The following is a 19,933-nucleotide window of genomic DNA, read 5'->3' as shown; positions in this document are numbered from 1 at the left end:
CTCTAGTTTAAATGTAACTCTCCTGGCATTCCTATTTTCATCTCTCCTTTTGCATTGGGGACACGAATTTTTACAGCATAGACCTGAGCCACTCTCTCTTCTCTTGTTTGAATTGTCTTAGGGGTGAACTCAGCCTGATCAGAAATCCAAGCAACAGTACCAGTAACCTTTTTCAGTTTCCCTTCATGATCATATGATACCTTCACATCTTGTCCTAACTTCACTTTAGAAAGTTCTGCACCAGAGATGTAAATACGCAATAACAGAGGATCTAAAGAGGCAATCTTATAGATTGGATTACTAGGAATCACAAACTCTGCAGGCTCTTTATATCGATTTAAAACCGTTGCATCAATTGGTGAAACAATAAAACAATGAGACAGATGATTATTCATTAATGACAATTGGTTATTTATGGACTCTTTATGCTGTTGCAAACTCTTGACCTCTAGATTCAACTGCTGAAGCGTCTTCTTAAAGTTCGAAACTTTCAAATCAATTTGATCTTTTTGAGTCTCTGTTGCAACCTTTTTATTATAAAGAGTGTGAATACGATTCTGATCTTTTTCATTTGTCTTCAAAGCATCTCTTGTTTTTGAGGCCTCAACATACAAACGTGTTATTTTAGTATCATCCACTTTCAACTGTAGGTCTAACGCTTCCATTCGGATTACAATATCAGTAGTATCGATAATTGCAATAGTATCCCCTTTGTAAGCTTTATCTCCCTCCTTTAGATAGAGATCCAAAATTTTTCCTGAACTCTGGCTAGACAAAACCACATCGGCAGCCTCAAAATTACCATAACCATCGGCACGTGGATCCGCAGTGTTACATGAATAAAGAACAAATAATGACAACAAAGATATATACAGGCTTTTCATAGCTTATGACTGTTTTTGATAACGATTATAACTTAATATGGTTTCTAACTTCTGAATACGGTGAAGCTCCTTTTGTATTTCGGCTTCTAGACTATTATTCACCCCATCTATATAGATAGAAAAAGGAATAGTTCGAAGCTCCCATTGCTGTTTTAAATCCTTTTTGATAGCTTCTCTTAACTCTTTTATCTCTTGGTCTTTATTCAGTTGATGATTTAAAGTCTCAATCTTCCCTTTTAGTTGCACCTTATGTGCATCCCTTAATTGCGTAGTCTGATCTTTTTTAACCTCTAATAGTGCCACTTGATCTAATTGCATTGACTGCTTTCTCTTTGTATTTCTCCAATCAAATGGCCTCCAACTTACACCAACACCGACATAATAGTATGGAGCAAAACTATTATCTAAGAAATTTAATCCAGGACGACCATAACCTCCTTTACCAAATGCCTGAACAGTAGGCATCATCGATTTGCTCAATAGCTTAGCCTGCTCTTTAAAATGCTGTTGCTGTAAATTCATCATCATGATATCGTTCGGAGTTTGTGTCTCCTCGCTTAATAAGATTAATGGAAATTGAAAAGAAGCAGTGGATATATCGATACTCTTACCACTCAAAACACCCATTACTCTACATAATAGTTGATACTGATCTAATGCTTGATCTCTCTTCTGTTCGTACACCAACTGCTGTACTTTTATCTCATTAACCTGTAACCGCAATGCTTTTCCTTGCGCTACCTGTGCTGAGACCTCATCTAATATTCTTGCAACCGTTTTAAGTTGCTCTACATGAAGTTGATACTGTTTTTGTGAAAGCAATAACTGACAATAGGTCTGTTCTAGTTTTTCATCCAATCGATGTAGATCCATCATAAACGAAAGGTGACAAATCGAATCGTTCAAAATATTGATCTCTCCTTTTACCTGCTTAACTCCCCCATCATAAATGCTCTGATTCACCTCAACAAATAGTTGGTATTGATCTTTTGAAATTTCAGGAAAAGAGAATAATGGACTAGGCTCATCAAGAGAGACAACATCTGACTGATAAGAGGCTTGACCTTTTATTACAAACGAAGGGTACTTATCGTAATGAACAACAGCTTGTTCTTTGTCCAATAGTGATTGGTAGATCTTCTGTGATCTAAAAAGAGGAAAAACATCATGCGACCACTCTTTACATTCCTCTAGTGTGATGGTCTGGGAAAAACCATTAGTCATTACTAGCAAGAGTAATACGGTAAATAGATTTCGTGTTTTTATCATATCTAAGCAGATTAATATTTAAATATCAAGTATTTGAGATATCTTTTGTGGACGACTCTCCATAAATTGATTGAAGCTCTCATCCTCTCCTCCAAAGAAAAGTTTCTTTAATAGAGGTTTTGCAAGAAATGGAAATACAGACATTCCGACCAAATTAATCAAGGAGTGTATCCCATCATAATCGCCTTTGGAAGCATCTACAGACAAAATCATTCGAATCTTCTGAATCTTAGTACTCTGTTGATCCACTGCGATCATAAAACGATCGGGGTTCTCATGAATTTCATTCATTATAAACAATGGAAGTTTAGGATGTCGTGAAATCATCTTGAAATACATATTCACAACAAGCTCTATCTTTTGGGAACTCGTCCCATCAGATTCAAAGATCAAAGTCAAACGACTGGCAACATCAGCTATTAAGTTCTTGACCACCTCCTCATACAGCTTCTCTTTGCTTCGAAAGTAATAGTGCAACAGTGCTTTGTTTATCTCTGCTACATCAGCAATCTTTTGCATTCGGGCACCACTATACCCCTCTTCTATAAAGATAGCTCTTGCTGTCTCTATAATCTTTAGTTCAATTTCATTAACCATTTATTTTAACTGTTTGGTTAAACCATTTGACAAACATATACATTCCTCTAACATAATCAAAACCCCAGTATTAGATAGCAAACAATCAACTAAGTGTTTAGTTGTAGTAGTCTGTAAAAGTATCAATGCTATAACACAGACATTTACGAAGGTCAAACGAAAACTATTCTTGAGCTAAATTAAAGAGCTTTTTTTATTATCAGAGAAATTGAAATGGTTGAATATTTTGCGTATATGGAGGTCAAATACAGAATAAGAAACGATGCACTTTTATATTCAAACAGAAAAAGAGTGGTTACAGAATTGAGTAGTAACCCCTAAGGAAAAGGGGAATAATTATATAATAAAAGAGGGATTAGAGAGAGAAATATGAAGAAATTAAGGATACGAATAGGTGGTGATAAAAAGAGTAAAAAGAAGGCCAATAAATACAAAAGGGAGATATTGAACAAATATCTCCCTTTTTATAAGACACCTGTTTAATATTTTATTTATACATGAAGAGTCTCTCCTTCTGTTTTTGCAACAATTACAGCACCACAAGAGTCACTCCATACGTTGGTCGCTGTCCTGAACATATCCAACAATCTGTCAACAGGAAGAACGACTGCAACCATCTCAATCGGGAGGTTTAGAAGATCTAATATAATTGTTATAACAACCAAACTCCCCATAGGAATTGCAGCAGTACCAATACTCGTCAATAAAGCAGAGATTAAAATAACAAACTGCTGGTAAAATGAAAGGTCTACCCCTTTGAGTTGTGCAATAAACATGACAACAGCACAAATATATATTGCAGTACCATCCATATTTACCGTAGCCCCTACAGGCAATGTAAAGTTAGTGATCTTTTTAGAGACGCCCGATTCTTCATGAGTAGCCTCCATCGTAAGAGGAAGGGCAGCAGCACTAGAAGCTGTAGAAAAAGCAGTTAACAACGCTGTACTCATGTTGTCAAAATGTTTTATTGGATTGGCTTTTCCAATAAAACGAACCATTAAGGGAATAACAATTACAAAGTGAACAAAGAGGGCAGAAAGTACAGACACCATAAATATTCCCAAACTAGACAACATACCGGACATATCCTCTTGCTCTGCGACCACTTTTGAAATCAGTCCAAAAATACCATAAGGAGCCAATTTAATAATAAACATGGTAATCTTCATAAACAACTCAAATGAGGCTTCTAGAATACCTATTAGCATCTCTGAATCTCGTTTTTTTAACTTTGGTATAAATATACCAATGACAATAGCAAAGAAAATAATAGAGAGAAGTTCACTATGATAAAATGAACTAAAGATATTATCTGGAACAATATGAATTAAAGTATCTTTTATACTCGTACTATTGGCCGAAGTCAAGCTACTAGTTACCTCACTGCTAGAGGTTTCTGTAGGTGTAAATCCAACACCAGGCTTCAATATATTCGAAAAAAACAGACCACCTAGAATAGCAAATATACTCGTTGTCAAATAGTAAAGAAGTGTTTTTAAACCCAATCTTTTAAAACCGTCTGTTTCTCCTAATTTGGCAATTCCAGATGCAACGGATGTTAAAACAAGGGGAATAACAATCATTTTAAGAGATCGTAAGAAGATATCTCCCATCCAACTAACATAAGGGACATAGTCTTTTAAATAATAACCAAATAATACAGAAAGACACAGAGCGATTAATATTTGCCAATGAATTGAAATTTTTGTTTTTGTCATCTACTTTTTTCTTTTAAATATAATACAAAACAAGCGATTACTCCAAATACTTTAATCCTATTTATGATACATCCATGTCAATATGTCACATTGCGAGATAATACAACACGCACCTTGATCTATAACTTAAAGTTATAATACCACGGTGTGGTATACAAATATTCACATTGAATAAATATTCACACTAAGGGCTTTTGGATAAGTATTCATGAATAAAAAAGAAGACACTGTTTACATCCATATTTCATAAATTCGATATAACAGACGAACTCTACCCAAGGAATGCTATAATTCAACACAAGATTTTAAAGCGCTTATATTGCAATTTTTCAATAACATAAAAATGAACTTTCAATAGAGATAATTATATAAAAAGATCTTTTTGAATATCTTGAATAATGGCAATACTCCCCTACTCTCCCCCATATTTCTATATAAACAGATAAAGAAACAAAGATGAATAGTCCTGATATTTGAAGAGTAGTATAAAGATGAATGATACTGTTTGAAGACATAGAGTGAAAAAAGACTTTATTTACAACAAAGTTTTAATCATCGGTTTTAATTCTGAAAAAGACAGGAGTAGCATTATGAATCTTCATAGATACTCATAAAGGAAAAAGATTCAGTAAAAAATAAGAGTAGTAGATGAAAACAAAAAGAAGGAAGAAATAGATCTATAATTTAAGCTTTCGTTCAATAGCAGACATCAACGAACTTAAATTACTCGAAAAACGAGGACCTTTCCAACTACTGGTATTGGTAACAATAGCAAAAGATACTCCATTTTTCTGCTGCTTCAAAAGCGCTTGAGATCCAGGCATACTTCCAGTACGGAATGGATTTTTGTTTGCATCAATTCCTCTCCAACCTAATGGATCAAAACCTTTTCGGGGAGAGATCATCTCACGAATAAACTTATTAGAAACAATATCTGGATAAGTTTCATTGCCATCTAAAGACATCGACAACAACAAAAGATCTGTCGGATTACTAATCCATCCACCTGCAGAACTCAAAAGAGAGATATTGTTTCCACCATTCGATTTATAAACCAACTGGTTACTTCCATCATATGCTGAAATCTCAAAAGAACCTTCTGGTTCATAATATTGAGTCTCATTTATAGTCAGAGAATCGGAAAAGCTCTTTCCTAGTTTCATATCGACGATTCCCGAAGGATACAAAACATATCTATTAATATACTCTTCGTATGGCATTCCACTCACTTTCTCAATCACTTGCCCCAATAAGAAATAACCTAAATTAGAATAACAACATCTAGTTCCGGGTGTAAAATGCAGCCTACGAGAAGTCACAAACTTTAACATGGTTTGCTCATCACAAGGAAGAGAAGCCTCCATCTTATTTGCTACAGCCATGGTATTAAACATGGGATCGCCATATCTTTGGGTCCATCCACCAGAATGTTCTAAAAGTTCACGAACTGTAACATCAGTCAAACGCTTGTCTTTGTATGGCATATAAATAGTATCATTTATAATACCATCTATACCAAAAATCTTGTCTTCTAGCTTTATCTTATTCTGATCACACAACCTTCCAATACCTGCAGCTGTAATCAACTTGGATACACTTGCAATACGAAACATGGTTGTATTATGGACAGAATCTTTGGAAATAGTATCTCTAACACCAAAACTTTTGGAATAAACGACCTTACCATCCTTTGCAAAAGCAAGAGAAATTCCATTCATCTCCTCTCTCTTCATAAAACGAGTAACCATGTCATTAATCTTTGATTCGACCTTTGCATCAATCGCAATTGGTTTGGTTACATAACTAGATGGAGGAGTAATAGTTGCACCCTGACGACCTAACTCTTGCCCTTCTGTCCACGAAAAGAAGAAGTATGGACACATAAAGAGTAGAGAAAAAATTGTGCATATCAATACACTATTTTTAGATCGTTTGTTGTTCATAATTAGGCGCTACATTTTTTTAATTAAGGGAACAAATATAACATTTATTCCCTTAATCCATAATTTTATTATAATTTTAATGCTCCAATCAATTCTTTTGAAGAAGCAATATTTTGTTCTTCCATATAACTTTGAATCCCGTCGACTACTTTCACAGTCACCTGAGGATCAATGAAATTAGCAGTCCCAAGCTGTACTGCAGATGCTCCTGCCAACATAAACTCAACAGCATCCTCTGCGTTCATAATACCACCAAGACCTACAACAGGAATCTGGACACTATTCGCCACTTGCCATACCATTCTAAGTGCAACAGGTTTCACGGCAGGTCCTGACAAACCTCCCGTAACAGTCGAAAGTAAAGGTTTTCTACTCTTTGCATCAATAGCCATACCTAATAATGTATTGATCAAAGATACAGAGTCAGCTCCAGCAGCCTCTGCACTTCGCGCAATCTCTGTGATATCAGTTACATTTGGCGACAATTTAACCATCAAGTGTTTAGAATAAACCTTTCTTACAGCACTCACAACCTCTTCTGCAGAAGCACAACTAGTACCAAAAGCCATTCCCCCCTCTTTTACATTAGGACAAGAGATATTCAACTCAATCGCATCAATTCCCTCTAACCCTTCTAAGTGTTCTGTACATGCAACATAGTCTTCGATAGTAGAACCAGATACATTAACAATTACTTTAGACTCATACTTTGTAAGAGTTGGATATATATTATCAACAAAATATTTTATTCCTTTGTTCTGAAGACCTACTGCATTCAACATTCCTGAAGGAGTTTCTGCCATTCGGGGATATGGATTACCTTCTCTATGATTAAGAGTAGTACCCTTCACTACGAAACCACCGAGTCTATTCAGATCAATAAAATCATCAAACTCTGTACCATATCCAAAGGTACCTGATGCTGTCAAAACTGGATTATCTAATATTAGGCCATTGCCCAAATCTACTTTTAAATCTACCATTTTAAATCACTAGTATTAAAGATTGGACCATCAGAACAAACACATTTATGTCCAGCTTGAGTATCAGTCACACAGCACAAACACACGCCGAAGCCACATCCCATCATGTTCTCTAGCGACACTTCGCAGTCAACACCTTCAGATGCAGTTAATTTAGCAATGCTCTTCATCATCGGCTCTGGACCACAACAATAGATATGATCTATTTCACCAAGATGTTCTTTCATGAAAGAGTGATCAGTAACGTACCCTTTTTCTCCAACAGTTCCATCTTCGGTAGTAGTAAAAACCGTACCAACTTTTTCGTAACGATCTAATAAAATTTGATCAGAACCTTTTCTTGACCCTAAAAGAATATTTACGTTAGATGTATAAGGCTTAAGCTCTTTAGCTAAATATAGCATTGGAGCGATCCCTACTCCTCCACCTACAAGAAGTACTTTCTCATCCTTTTTAGGCATCGTAAAGCTATTTCCTAAAGGGTAGATAGTATCCAGCTCATCGCCAACCTCAACCTCTTTTAAAGCAGAAGATCCAGGACCTACAGTCTTAATCAAAACATCTAAAGAGTTGCTTTCAAGATGTACATCATGAATAGAAAAAGGACGTCTCAGAAAGACATCTTTTGATTTTTCCACATTAATAGAGAGAAATTGACCCGCTAAGACATTAGCGAGAGGGACAGGAGACTTTAAAGACAGAATAAAATTGTCTTCATTAATAATCTCTTTGTTTATTACAACAAGGCGTTGAACGGTCTTATTCATTCGAAAACTTTTGAAATATATGTATATATCCCGTCCTATTTAATATCGTCAAATAACGATGTTTTTAGAACGTTTCTTTTCGAAATGCGAATATACTCAAATTTATCTAGGATTATACTCTTTAAAGGTATTATCGTCATAAAAAACTATAATTCGCTCTACGCGCTGTCTCTTTGAATCGACATCTGTCTCTGTTACAACCTCCTCTAAGGAGCTAAATAGATCCAGATTACTTTTATCTGCGCTATCCGAAGAATCATCCTCTAAAAAAGCTCCTTGGCCACTAATAAACCACCTCATATTCACCTCAGGGAATGTTTGTGCTAGTTTTTCACAAAAAGCAAAGCTTGGCATATTGCGCCCACTTATTAAATGCGAGATACTTGACTTCTGTACTCCTATCTTTTCTGCAAATTCTGAAACAGATAGGTTATATCTGTCTAATAATGTCTGAACTCGATCTCTCATAATCTGATCACATTTGTAATTAACATCAAATATTGTATTTCCATACACATACTTCTATGGCTGTATACAAATGTAATAATTACAAATGAGAACACCAAAGCTATTGATCCCCTCATTACTACTCCTAATAATCAGGATATTGATGGAAATTCTAATCTCACTCTTATATATCTAAACTAAAATTTCATATAAATTATATATTTCACTGATTATAACGTGATTACAACTACACAAACCAATTATACTCACAAATCATTCACAAATGTAATCAACCAATCACACACAACTAAAGTATCTTATCATATAACCACAACAAAAACACTGATTATTAATATATTATATCACTAACATTTAACTTCACATACAAATGTAATATATATCTCCATATTTTTTTCTCTACCTTGAGATAGCTCAATTACACTTGTAAACAACCTTATTGTGTTACGAGAACACTACAGATGTAACCAAAATCATCCATCTTAACTGCGTGTATATTTATTCACATTTGTAATCAGGTCTCTCCTACCCCTTTTTATCACCTATCCATAGAGCACAACATAAACAACTCTTGAAGGAGTGTACTATAGAATCTCTGGGATGTTATAATTCCCCCAGTCCCTTCATAAAATTCAAATGAAAACATGGTAAAAATAGTTTCACTCTTCTCTACTCCTATTTTTATCTGAAATAGAGAAGCTTAATCAAGCCTATGATATAAACCCAAACAAATAGCCCACTCATTGGGACTTTAAAAGAGTTCATTTTTAACCATAGATACCTAAATGGCAACAACTTACACTACATAAAAGAAGCGATTATAAGGTTCTATTTTTTGTAATTATAGAGGGAGAAATGGAAAATAAAAGAAATGAACCATGATAAAAAGGATACACAGACAAGAAAACCCCTGCTAATAGGGAAAAGAGGTCGTTCAGAATAGACAAAAAGAAATTTACATCTTTGAAGAGAACGATAGCAACAAAAGAGTTACCCTCCCATTCAATTTAAAAAAAATGAAATACCGAACAGAAAATATCTTAAATACGAGTCTCTAATTTCACTATACGATGTTTTCTATCGACTTTAGTTCCCATCCTCAAAGAATGTCTGCTTCAAACAGAAGCAAAAAAGGATATAATCTTGAATAAAAAGAACTATTATTTATAATCGATAAGATAAGCCCTAAACAAAATTTTGAAATAGATACACTCTCCCCTTATACTAACATGATAGGTACTTCCGATACCCTTTAGTTACACTTCCGATACCCTTTGGTTACTCTAGGAGTAACCAAAGGGTATCGGAAGTATCATCTACACGTATACAATCTAAGGTAGAAAAACGTTGTAAATACTTTGGTTAGAAGATTGTAAATGGGATTAAGAGCCCCGTTACTATAGGATATAATAGGACCTAATCATAAATAAGGAAACCATATGGAGTACACAAAAAGAGTTAGGTGTTAAAAGAGTAATTCATCGCAAGATCTTCCTAAGTAATAGAATGATAGGCATATAACTAGAAAGGGAGAATCGAGTTATTCCAGAAGGCAATAGATAAACAATCTTTTACTTATTTGATTCCAAAGACTCTCAAAATAAAAAAAGAGACAAACCAACCCGATAGATTTGTCTGTCTCTTTTATATATTGAATCGAAATTGAAACTATGTGAACGACTTAAGGTCAAACATCATATTTGAAGAGAGTTCTTGTACTGCATAAGCTTTCCATTCACTCCCTAAAGAGAAGTCATCTTCACATATAGCCCAAACGACAAGAATAATCTTATCTTGTTTTGCTCTCAGGTTATACTCATTTGCCAATTGGACTTGCATAGATGATAGTCCTAATTCCCCACCAATCCAATGTCCAATTTGGGCTTCTATTCCCTCTTTGGAAGAGACATTACCAGTAAAACTTGCAATATCCCCCTCATTCTTTAGATACACAGACTCTTTAGACTGGTTCGTTAAAAAGAGACGAATCTGAATATAACTAGGAGTAAATTTTCCTGAAGAAGACTTCATCCCATTGTTTGCATCAAAAAATGGAACAGTACGCTGCATCTTTTTGACCCTCCATCGATTACGAAGCATAAAGAAAGCCATGTAAGATAGAACAATCACATAAAACAGGACACCACTTATAAATCCCCACCATTCATTCGACATAAAATATGCTGCATACACAATCATAAACACATGGACTAACATCATCCAAAAGAGAGGAATCATCATCTTTTTCATCATCGCTTCCTGATCGCCACCAATCTCCGTAGGCATAAAACGACGAGACATCATCAGAATAAGGTTCTTTGATGTGAAAACAGAAATCCCAATCACAACCACTAAAAACGACTCCATAAAAGCAGGCTTTAGCTTAAAAAATATCTCATCATGAGTGATCAGAGACAAAGAGGAGAAAAGGACAAGTATCGCGGTATCAAGAAGTATAAAGCGATCAATGATACGATCACGAATATAGACGATCAAAAGCTCTAAAACACCAATAACAAGAGCAACAATCACTCCAATCTGTGGCCCCCAAATAGCATCTGCAATAATAAATACCAAAAGAGGAATAAGTCCTGGTATTAATTTTTTTAATCCGTCATTCATTACTTAAATTAGTTTTTTTGTAAAAAAAAAGAGAAACACCCTACAAATGCTTCTCTTTTTCACTTTCTATATATTTTGCATTAAAAAGGTCACTATTCAACAATTGGTTCTTCCGAGCTACTACTAGCCTTCTCTTTTACCTCCATAAAGAACACCAATGTTTGGTATGGTCCAATAGATCCGTTACCTTTGATACTATAAGCTTGGGAGGATGGAATAATCACTTCTGCTCTCTCTCCAATATGCATATGAGTAAGAGCAACATGCCAACCAGAGATCTCTGTAGTACGTGCACTCTGATGAAGCTCTTGATCCACTACAGTAACGGTATAAGGATCATACTTTTCTTTTCCTGTTTTATAATCAAAGTTCCCATCAAAACGTTCTTTTTTGATATTCACACCATCTTTGGTCTGTTCCAAAAGATATCCTTCATAGTAAACTCGAACCACATCTTTATCCACAATAGCATCTTTTACCTGATCCTTTGGTTGATTCTTGTCTGGAATAACATACACTCCACGATAAACTGGGATCTCATTTCGATGATACTTCTCGATATATCCAGTTCTCAATGACAACTCTTGATCACGTAACTCTTGGTTCGTAGTTTTCTTACAGGAAAAACATGACACCAGTAGGGAAAACATGATAATACTAAGAAACTTATTTACTGTTTTTGTTCTATTCATCTATTTTAGCTTTTGCATTTCATTAATCAATAATTCGCGATACTCTTGAATGACCTTCTCAAACTTTTGAGTAGCTTCCAATAGAGTACCATTACTTCTTCCTCCAGCTGCATTTAAGTGACCACCACCATGAAAGTACTTCTCTGATATTTCATTTACGGGGAAGTCTCCTTTAGAGCGGAACGAGATCTTTATAAATCCATCTTTTTCCATGAATAAGACAGAACAGACCATTCCTTTTATCTGTAGTGGTTCATTCACTACACCCTCCGTATCTCCCGACTGAAATTGATATTTCTCCAATTCCTCTTTTGTCAACGTGATATATGAAACACTTAAATCCTCTAGAACAGTCATCTTTTCGGAAATAGCATATCCCATTAAGCGAAGTCGATTTGCGCTAAACTGATGAAACACCTTGGAATAGATATAATCTTTATCCACCTTCTTCTCCATCAACAATCCTACCACACGGTATAGGTTAGGATTGGAAGAGTTGTGAGCAAAACCACCAGTATCCGTAAGAATCCCCATAAAAAGAGAAGATGCACCTGTTCGACACAAACTCTCCTTCCAGCCACACTCATAAACAAAATCCACTACCAACTCACATGTAGAACTAGAGGTCGTGTCACTAAATGAGTAAATCGCAATATCTTTTGGGTAAGGGTGATGATCAATCATGATCGACGGTTTGTTTAGAGCAACAAGCTCATTCTCCATCGATCCCGTTCTTTTAATATCATTAAAGTCTAGATACACAATCATCTCCGCATGGCGCATTACTCTCTTGGCTTTGGCATTCTCCCATTCAAAGATAACGACCTCCTTACTTACGTCAGTCCATTTTAAATATTCAGGAAAATCAGTTGGAGATACAATAGTAACACTCTTCCCCAAAGCAGTCAACACATAATGTAGGCCTATAGAAGCTCCCATCGCATCACCATCAGGATTGGTATGAGGCACTATAACAATTTTATTAAAACTAGATAAAAGCTTTTTCGCCTGTTCCAGAAGCTTGGGTTCAAATCTCTGCATATTATTATTTCAAAACTATTATACCAACAAATATAAAAAAGTTCCCTTTGTGTGACGAGTTTTCACCGCTATTTTTTTATTTTTATAAGGCTAATATAAAACCTTTAATTTAATATGCATAAGAACGACATCACTTTAACTATGATAAAGCCGGGAGCGGTAAAGAAAAATCATATCGGTCCTATTCTAGGAATTATCAATGAGAATGGATTCCGTATCAAAGCAATGAAACTAACTCATCTTAGTGTAGATCTGGCTCGTAAGTTTTATGCCATCCATGAGGGGAAGCCTTTCTTTGATGACTTAATCTCTTTTATGTCTTCAGGACCTATCGTTGCTGCAATTCTTGAGAAGGAGAATGCGGTAACTGATTTCAGAGCATTAATAGGAGCAACAGATCCTGATAAAGCAGAAGAAGGGACCATTCGAAAACTTTTCGCAGAGTCTCTGTCTCATAATGCAGTTCATGGATCAGACTCAAATGATAATGCTCAGATTGAAGCCTCTTTTTTCTTCAATCAGACTGAGATATTTTAAATTACACAAGGGAATGTCGTTTACGACACCCCCTTGTATCCCAAATAGTTAAAAACAACAAAAGTTCACTTTCAACTTTATTTTCAAAACGAAAAGACAACCACTCGTTGAAATACAATCTTCACTTTAGTCAAATCTTAAAAGAGGATGCTTCTTATATTCAAACCTCCTCCTTCTGAAAGCTTTGACTTAATAAAATAAACAGATCTATTTGATCACAAATTTTTGTACACGTTTATTGGTTCCCTCTGCCACAAACAATGCTCCATCATTCGCCACATAAAGAGAATGAGGAATATCAAATTGACCTTTTTTAGAGCCAGTAGATCCGATTGTTTGAAGCACCTTTCCCTCAGGGGTGACAATAGAGACACACTGTGGTTTGTCTGCTCCTCCATCACTCACATAGATATTTCCATCATCTGCGACAAATATTCCAAACGGACGACTAAACCAATCCCAAGAGGTTACAAATTTGCCATCCAATTCAAAGACCTGTACCCTTGCATTCTTTCGATCTGCAACATACACATGTCCTTTGCGATCCACTCCAATATTGTGAGGGATATTAAATTGTCCAGGTTCTACCCCTTTCTGTCCCCACTCAAATTTGTATTTTCCATTTTTATCCAAACAGACCACACGATTATTCTTATAACCATCGCTTACATAATAGTCTCCACTCGGAGCCAATGCAATATCTGTTGGTTTATTAAAACGAAGATGATCGGTTCCTGGCTCGTTCTTCACACCCCACGATTGAAGAAGGTTGCCTTTCAAATCAAATTGATGAATTTGGTGAGAGCCTATATCTGTAATAAATATTTTATCCCCCAAGCAACGCACTTCGTGCTTTAGTGTTATAACATCTCCTCCCCATTTACGTACAAGGTTTCCCTCTTTATCCAGCTCAATCATCGGATTGGCAATATCTCCTCCCGAATATAGTATATGTCCATTAGGAAGTTGTGTAACTCCTGTCACTCCTACTTCGGTTATCTGATCTCCTGCTTTTGGCCATGAAGCAACAACACTATAGTTCTTTTTTGAACATGCTTTTTTCTCATCTCCAGAACAAGATGCAAAAAAAGTGGCACCAACACCTGCAGCGAAAGCAACCTTCAAAAATTCTCTTCTCTTTGCCATATTTATATGATTGTTATTATTGATTATGTTTCTTATAACAATGCTACAAAAAAAACTAAGCTTTTGCTTAAAAAAGCAGTTCCACTTCCATTTAACACGATAAATAAGAGGTTCACATTTTCCTAAAAAGGTGCAATATCGTATTAAAGTCTAAATCTTTGGTGTTTTTAATTTGTAAAGCACCGAATAATGTAGAATGTCGATATATTTGTAACCCTTAGAATGATCATATATTCTTAGATTATTTATTCATATTTTCGAACAAAATCATTGAAGAGAGATGCAGAAAAGATGCCCCCGTTGTCATGAAACTTTCGAGTGTTGTCACGATAAAATAGAATCTTGTTGGTGTAGTAAAGTAAAGATTGATAAGGTTACATATCATTACATAAGTAATAATTTCAACGATTGCCTTTGTAAAAAATGTACAGAAGCACTTCAATCCTCCAACAACCAGAATATTCAAAACCAATAATATAAATATAGTATGAAAATAAAAATCCTTACCCCCATTCTTACTGCAATTCTAAGCATCATGCTGGTTCCTACAATGGCTTGTACTACCGCTGTTATATCTGGAAAATACACAAAGAGTGGTCGTCCAATTATATGGAAAGTTCGCGATACTCAAAGCCTTTACAATAAGATTCAGATCTTTGAGGATGGAAAATATCGTTGTGTAGCTCTTACAAATGCATTAAAAGATGCCAACTCCATGGTCTGGGGAGGTTATAATGAATATGGGTTTGCAATTATGAACTCAGCCTCTTACAACACCAATTTAGATAAACCAACAAAGTTTTGTGACCAAGAAGGGATTGTCATGAAAAAAGCCCTCCAAAACTGCAAAAGCTTAAAAGATTTTGAGAAAATGCTTAAGAAGTTGCCTAAACCATGGGGATTAAATGCCAATTTTGGTGTCATTGATGCCAATGGGGGTGCTGCATATTATGAAACAGACAACGACCACTTCGTTAAATTCGATGCCAACAACCCAATGCATGCTCCTAATGGGTATATTATCAGAACGAACTACTCCTATACTGGGAAAAAAGATATAGGATATGGCTTTATTCGTTTCGAAACAGCTACCGAGCTTCTCTTTGATTTAGACAGCAAAAACAGGTTAGATGCAGAGGAGATTGCAACTGAAACGTCACGTTCTCTTTATCATAGTCTACTAAAGACGGACTATGCTAAATATAAAGATTATAATTCAGCTCCTTTTGTAAATAATGGAGATCTAATATGTAGACATGAAACTGCATCTGCCATCACCATCGAAGGAATTAGTTCTCCAGAACAAAAAGGAGAGACTACCATGTGGAGCACCATCGCCTTCCCCCTATCCACCCCTGCAATTCCTATTCGTTTGACTGATGACAACAAATTACCATCTTGTATGATCTCTCCTGACCAAAAAACAAAAGCCCCTTTATCTGACTTGTGTGTGAAAGCCAAGAGTCGAATTTATCCTATTAAGAGATCCTCTGGGTATAAATACATGAACCTAAATGCATACTTGAATCCTCAAGATGGAATTAAAAAGGTAATTGATATAGAACAAGAAGAGATTCTAAAACATATGCCAAAAAACAAAAAGCAAGAAGATTGGATTACATTCTATAATTGGATCGATAACTCTCTTTTTATTGAACTATCAAATAAGTTACAAAAATAACAAGGAGTTTCTCACCCAATCACTTTTGATCAATTAGCAAAAAGGTGTGATATCAAATTCAATGGATATCACACCTTTTTATATTTTACTACTTTTCAACCCTAGCAGCTTTATTAATGAGCGACATTATTAATTGCATTACATCCTGATAACAAAGATTCTACATCATATAATCAAAGGGTGCAAAATTTTATATCATATATTTAAAAGAGGATTTGATTACAAACAATCAATTCTATTTAACAAAATATTATTCATGCAATACAACACTTTTTTCACTAAAAACTATTAATATTGGCACTTATTTTATGAACTAACATAGATTATATGCAAAACAAATTACTTTTAATCTGTTCGATTGTTATGATGATGTCATGCAGTAGCGATCCAATCAAAGAAGAAAGTGAAACTCCGCCCACACTTCCTGTTGTAACCGAAAAAACGTTAGACGATTACGACAAAGAGATGCCAATATTTAAAGGTCTTGTGATCAAAGGTTTTGAAGTGGTTGGTAAAACGACCGATGATCCACTATACAATCCAATACCTCTTTTAAATGGTAAGCAAGTAAAACTTAGCTCTTGGTCTGATGAAGAGAAACGTTACTATCTTTTCATGTATTCGATGATTCGGGTAATGTATAATTCAGAATATTTTAAGCAACAGCTTAAAGAGAGTAATCAATATATCGATTACTCTTCAAATTGGGGCCAATTTTATAATTCAAAAATACATACGATCCCAACTGAGAAAGTTATCGAAGATCTAACAGATAGAAAAGCAGAGGTTACCATCATAAAAACCGTAGGATATAATTTTAACTCTGGCTATATAAAACCACAACTTGATCCTGCATATGATATAGAGCTATCTAAAAATAGTGATTTATACATTATTGAAGATAAAGCAAAGACCTACTCAACTGATGGAGGACATTGGCAAGCAACTTTAGGTCCATCTAAGTATTTCCCACAATACCTTTATGCTCGACTACAGATTCTTAATCCTAAGAATGTTATGGATCCTGTAATTATAACTTCGGATCATTTTACAGGTATAACTGAAGGGGAATATGCTTATCCATACAAGTATTTTTATCCCTTAAATATTGTTTTAGGAAATGTTGCAATCTCACCGAGCAGTTTATTTTATGTGATGACCCATGAACTACTTCACTCTATGGGATTTAGTCATGATGGAGATCCTAGTAAAGCGCAAGCTAAAATTGTATATCAAATTACGGATTTAATATCTAAAACGGCCCAACACTACAAAGCCCTTCCTCCCTACCCTGCGGCAAAAGAGACTAGCGGGGAAGAGTGGGATAATAGCAATGTATGGAAGTGGACAGAGAAGAACATGGACAGAAATGGTAACAAAGAGGTGGATCATCGTAAAACACCAACGGAAGAAGAATCTAAACAACACAAAGATATCGTTTCTTTAACAAAACTTCTTTGGCAGAAATATGGCTTAGAATAAACATCACCCCACTCAAGTAGAAAAATATAATCAATATTAAAAAAGAGAGTTCTTGTGGGAAGAGCTCTCTTTTTTAATATTGTATGTTATGCAATAAATAACCAATAAAACGGTCTTTTACATATACTATAGGCACGATAATCTAAGAATCTATCCCAATCTCCACCATGGAGGAATGGTATACAGGATTTTTACTTGGAACAAACTCTATATCAATACGTCCAAGTTGTATCCCAGCCCATCCTGTTTGACTCACAATCACCTTCTCCCTTTTCTTATTCTCAACAATAGAAGGCTTATCAAGAAAAGTATGCGTATGACCACCAATAATCACATTGGTATATAAAGTAGAAGCAGCTACCATCATGTCAGAGATACGATCTGTCTTATATTTATAACCAATATGAGAAAGACAGACGATCAGATCGCACTGATGTTCTTCTTTTAGCATCTTCTCCATCTTTAAGGCAGTCTCTAACGGATCTTTAAAGATAGTCTCGCCATAATTACGTTCTAAGACCAACCCATCAAAATCTACTCCTAATCCATAGATTCCAACCTTAACATCTCCCTTATTCAGAATTAAAAACTCCTTAGTCTTTCCGTTTAGTATTGTATTTGTGAAATCATAATTTGAACATACAAATGGGAAGTCAGCATGTTGCAACTGGCTATCAATCCCTCTTAATCCATTGTCAAATTCATGATTTCCAAGAGTCGCAGCATCATAGCCCATTAGACTCATACATTCAAGTTCGACCTTTCCTTTAAAATAGTTGAAGTAAGGAGTCCCTTGGAAGATATCCCCAGCATCTAACAACAGCACTTCATTTCCCTCGTTTCGAATCTTTTGTACTAAATTTGCTCTACGTTCAAGACCTCCTTTACCAGCATATCTCGCTGCATCTTCAGGGAAAGGATCTACATGAGAGTGGAAATCGTTCGTATGTAATAGTGTTAACTTACTTGTGTTTTGAGAATTACCCGCAATAACATGGCTTCCAACAGCAGATGCAGTTAAAGCAGATGTAGTTAAAACTCCAGCTTTCTTTAAAAATGATCTTCTATTTTCCATTTTGAATTCTCCCATCTAGTTTTGATGTAATATTATTCCCTTCTTTTGTTTGATTCTCTATATATGTAATGAATAGATCTCTCAACTTAATTCCAGTGTTTATTCTCTTGTTGGCTTTCTTAAGAGCTCCTGAACCGTCTCCACCATCTGCGATATAATCACTAGTGATCAACCAATACATTTTTGAGGAATTTAACTTTTGATTGTTTAACAAGACCTTGTCTGCCTTCTTATCATGAATTACAAATCGGACTCCCGACACCGATTCGCCTCCTCGATAAGCAATATAATTTAAAAACTGTTTTGCCTGAGCACCACTCAACTGAAGCAATACTACTTCATTTTCAAAAGGCATCAACTGAAAGATATTCTCAACGGTTATTTTGCCCTTACTTATAGGGACACGCAGACCACCATTGTTTAGCATAGAAAAATCAATACGATCGACCTCTGCATGCGTCTTAGCATATGCCTTGCCTTCCGACAAGAGAAGATCTGCACAAAAATTAGATAATAAAGCTTCTGGTCTTCCCTTAAACATATTTACAGAAGCTTCTCCAATCACACGATTCATATCTTTATTTAGCTTATCACGATAAGGCTTAATAAGATTAGAGACCTTGTTCTCACTATCATAGTTATTATCTACTAAATAATACTTATATGATGCTTTTTTATAACTATAAGGCTCTGTATTAGTAGAACAACTTGTTCCCAGCAACCCCCACAAAAATGCGGCTAAATACCATCGAGAAAGGTATCGGTTCAATATCTTTACCATATTATCAATTTTAACATAAAAAAAGAGTACAAATATAATGGTCAATTCTTTACAATAACCTAACATTTGTTAGATATTAAAAAGAGAATTTTCATCTCAAGGTACAAAAAAGTCATAAACGACATTTTAGAAATTGAGTCATTACATATATACAACTGATAATTAGATCAATTGGTTTATTCCAGCCAAACTATTCCAAATTTTAGTTCAGACAACAAAAATTCTTATTAATTTATTTTGTGAAGCG

Annotated in this window: 18 protein-coding genes; 4 read left to right on the top strand and 14 right to left on the bottom strand. The window is 35.2% G+C overall.

Going from position 1 to position 19,933, the window contains the following annotated elements; translation table 11 throughout:
• Nucleotides 1-2: 2 nt before the first annotated feature.
• The 11 genes from K4L44_07175 to K4L44_07125 form a co-directional block, all read right to left on the bottom strand.
• A complete protein-coding gene (locus tag K4L44_07175; GenBank protein ID QZE15608.1) occupies nucleotides 3-884 on the bottom strand; it encodes an HlyD family efflux transporter periplasmic adaptor subunit in 882 nt (293 codons plus the stop codon).
• 3 nt (nucleotides 885-887) lie between these two features.
• A complete protein-coding gene (locus K4L44_07170; GenBank protein ID QZE15607.1) occupies nucleotides 888-2,153 on the bottom strand; it encodes a TolC family protein in 1,266 nt (421 codons plus the stop codon).
• An 18-nt stretch (nucleotides 2,154-2,171) separates the two neighbouring features.
• The gene (locus K4L44_07165) at nucleotides 2,172-2,750 is read right to left on the bottom strand and encodes a TetR/AcrR family transcriptional regulator (protein QZE15606.1); all 579 of its coding nucleotides are present in this window, start codon (nucleotides 2,748-2,750) and stop codon (nucleotides 2,172-2,174) included.
• 491 nt (nucleotides 2,751-3,241) lie between these two features.
• Complete coding sequence (locus K4L44_07160; protein QZE15605.1) at nucleotides 3,242-4,471, bottom strand: dicarboxylate/amino acid:cation symporter; 1,230 nt, start codon at nucleotides 4,469-4,471, stop codon at nucleotides 3,242-3,244.
• A gap of 677 nt (nucleotides 4,472-5,148) precedes the next feature.
• On the bottom strand, nucleotides 5,149-6,414 hold the full coding sequence (locus K4L44_07155; GenBank protein QZE15604.1) for a beta-lactamase family protein: 1,266 nt from the start codon (nucleotides 6,412-6,414) through the stop codon (nucleotides 5,149-5,151).
• A 68-nt stretch (nucleotides 6,415-6,482) separates the two neighbouring features.
• Complete coding sequence (locus K4L44_07150; protein QZE15603.1) at nucleotides 6,483-7,397, bottom strand: dihydroorotate dehydrogenase; 915 nt, start codon at nucleotides 7,395-7,397, stop codon at nucleotides 6,483-6,485.
• Nucleotides 7,391-8,164 carry a dihydroorotate dehydrogenase electron transfer subunit gene (locus K4L44_07145; protein ID QZE15602.1) on the bottom strand — a complete coding sequence of 258 codons (774 nt, stop codon included), beginning with the start codon at nucleotides 8,162-8,164 and terminating at the stop codon, nucleotides 7,391-7,393. Before K4L44_07145 ends, K4L44_07150 begins: the two co-directional genes overlap by 7 nt.
• A 102-nt stretch (nucleotides 8,165-8,266) precedes the next feature.
• Nucleotides 8,267-8,632, bottom strand: coding sequence for a helix-turn-helix domain-containing protein (locus tag K4L44_07140; GenBank protein QZE15601.1), 366 nt, complete (start codon nucleotides 8,630-8,632; stop codon nucleotides 8,267-8,269).
• A 1,665-nt stretch (nucleotides 8,633-10,297) separates the two neighbouring features.
• Complete coding sequence (locus K4L44_07135) at nucleotides 10,298-11,251, bottom strand: septation protein IspZ (GenBank protein QZE15600.1); 954 nt, start codon at nucleotides 11,249-11,251, stop codon at nucleotides 10,298-10,300.
• Nucleotides 11,252-11,343: 92 nt separating this feature from the next.
• On the bottom strand, nucleotides 11,344-11,943 hold the full coding sequence (locus K4L44_07130; GenBank protein ID QZE15599.1) for an FKBP-type peptidyl-prolyl cis-trans isomerase: 600 nt from the start codon (nucleotides 11,941-11,943) through the stop codon (nucleotides 11,344-11,346).
• Entirely contained in the window at nucleotides 11,944-12,984 is a 1,041-nt protein-coding gene (locus K4L44_07125; protein QZE15598.1) for a bifunctional oligoribonuclease/PAP phosphatase NrnA, read from the bottom strand.
• A 114-nt stretch (nucleotides 12,985-13,098) separates the two neighbouring features.
• Here K4L44_07125 and ndk point away from each other — a divergent pair, with 114 nt between their 5' ends.
• Entirely contained in the window at nucleotides 13,099-13,521 is a 423-nt protein-coding gene (ndk, locus tag K4L44_07120; GenBank protein QZE15597.1) for a nucleoside-diphosphate kinase, read from the top strand.
• A gap of 207 nt (nucleotides 13,522-13,728) precedes the next feature.
• Here ndk and K4L44_07115 read toward each other — a convergent pair whose 3' ends face one another.
• Nucleotides 13,729-14,667, bottom strand: coding sequence for a peptidyl-alpha-hydroxyglycine alpha-amidating lyase family protein (locus K4L44_07115; protein QZE15596.1), 939 nt, complete (start codon nucleotides 14,665-14,667; stop codon nucleotides 13,729-13,731).
• Between the two features lie 280 nt (nucleotides 14,668-14,947).
• Here K4L44_07115 and K4L44_07110 point away from each other — a divergent pair, with 280 nt between their 5' ends.
• The 3 genes from K4L44_07110 (at nucleotide 14,948) to K4L44_07100 (ending at nucleotide 17,830) form a co-directional block, all read left to right on the top strand.
• Nucleotides 14,948-15,142: a cysteine-rich CWC family protein gene (locus K4L44_07110; GenBank protein ID QZE15595.1), complete on the top strand. Its 195-nt coding sequence runs from the start codon at nucleotides 14,948-14,950 to the stop codon at nucleotides 15,140-15,142.
• 12 nt (nucleotides 15,143-15,154) lie between these two features.
• Nucleotides 15,155-16,348, top strand: coding sequence for a hypothetical protein (locus K4L44_07105; protein QZE15594.1), 1,194 nt, complete (start codon nucleotides 15,155-15,157; stop codon nucleotides 16,346-16,348).
• A gap of 327 nt (nucleotides 16,349-16,675) precedes the next feature.
• Nucleotides 16,676-17,830, top strand: a complete 1,155-nt coding sequence (locus K4L44_07100; GenBank protein ID QZE15593.1) for a hypothetical protein — start codon at nucleotides 16,676-16,678, stop codon at nucleotides 17,828-17,830.
• A gap of 142 nt (nucleotides 17,831-17,972) precedes the next feature.
• On the opposite strand, the gene K4L44_07095 is transcribed toward K4L44_07100, so the two are convergent.
• The gene (locus K4L44_07095; GenBank protein ID QZE15966.1) at nucleotides 17,973-18,905 is read right to left on the bottom strand and encodes a metallophosphatase; all 933 of its coding nucleotides are present in this window, start codon (nucleotides 18,903-18,905) and stop codon (nucleotides 17,973-17,975) included.
• Nucleotides 18,895-19,686 carry a 5'-nucleotidase C-terminal domain-containing protein gene (locus tag K4L44_07090; GenBank protein QZE15592.1) on the bottom strand — a complete coding sequence of 264 codons (792 nt, stop codon included), beginning with the start codon at nucleotides 19,684-19,686 and terminating at the stop codon, nucleotides 18,895-18,897. The genes K4L44_07095 and K4L44_07090 overlap by 11 nt, the downstream gene beginning before the upstream one ends.
• Nucleotides 19,687-19,933: the final 247 nt, after the last annotated feature.

The sequence above is a fragment of the Prolixibacteraceae bacterium genome, from assembly GCA_019720755.1.
Classification (GTDB): Bacteria; Bacteroidota; Bacteroidia; order Bacteroidales; family Prolixibacteraceae; genus Halosquirtibacter; species Halosquirtibacter laminarini.
The sequence above is the reverse complement of the archived record's forward strand: the minus strand, read 5'-3'. Positions and strand labels throughout refer to the sequence as shown.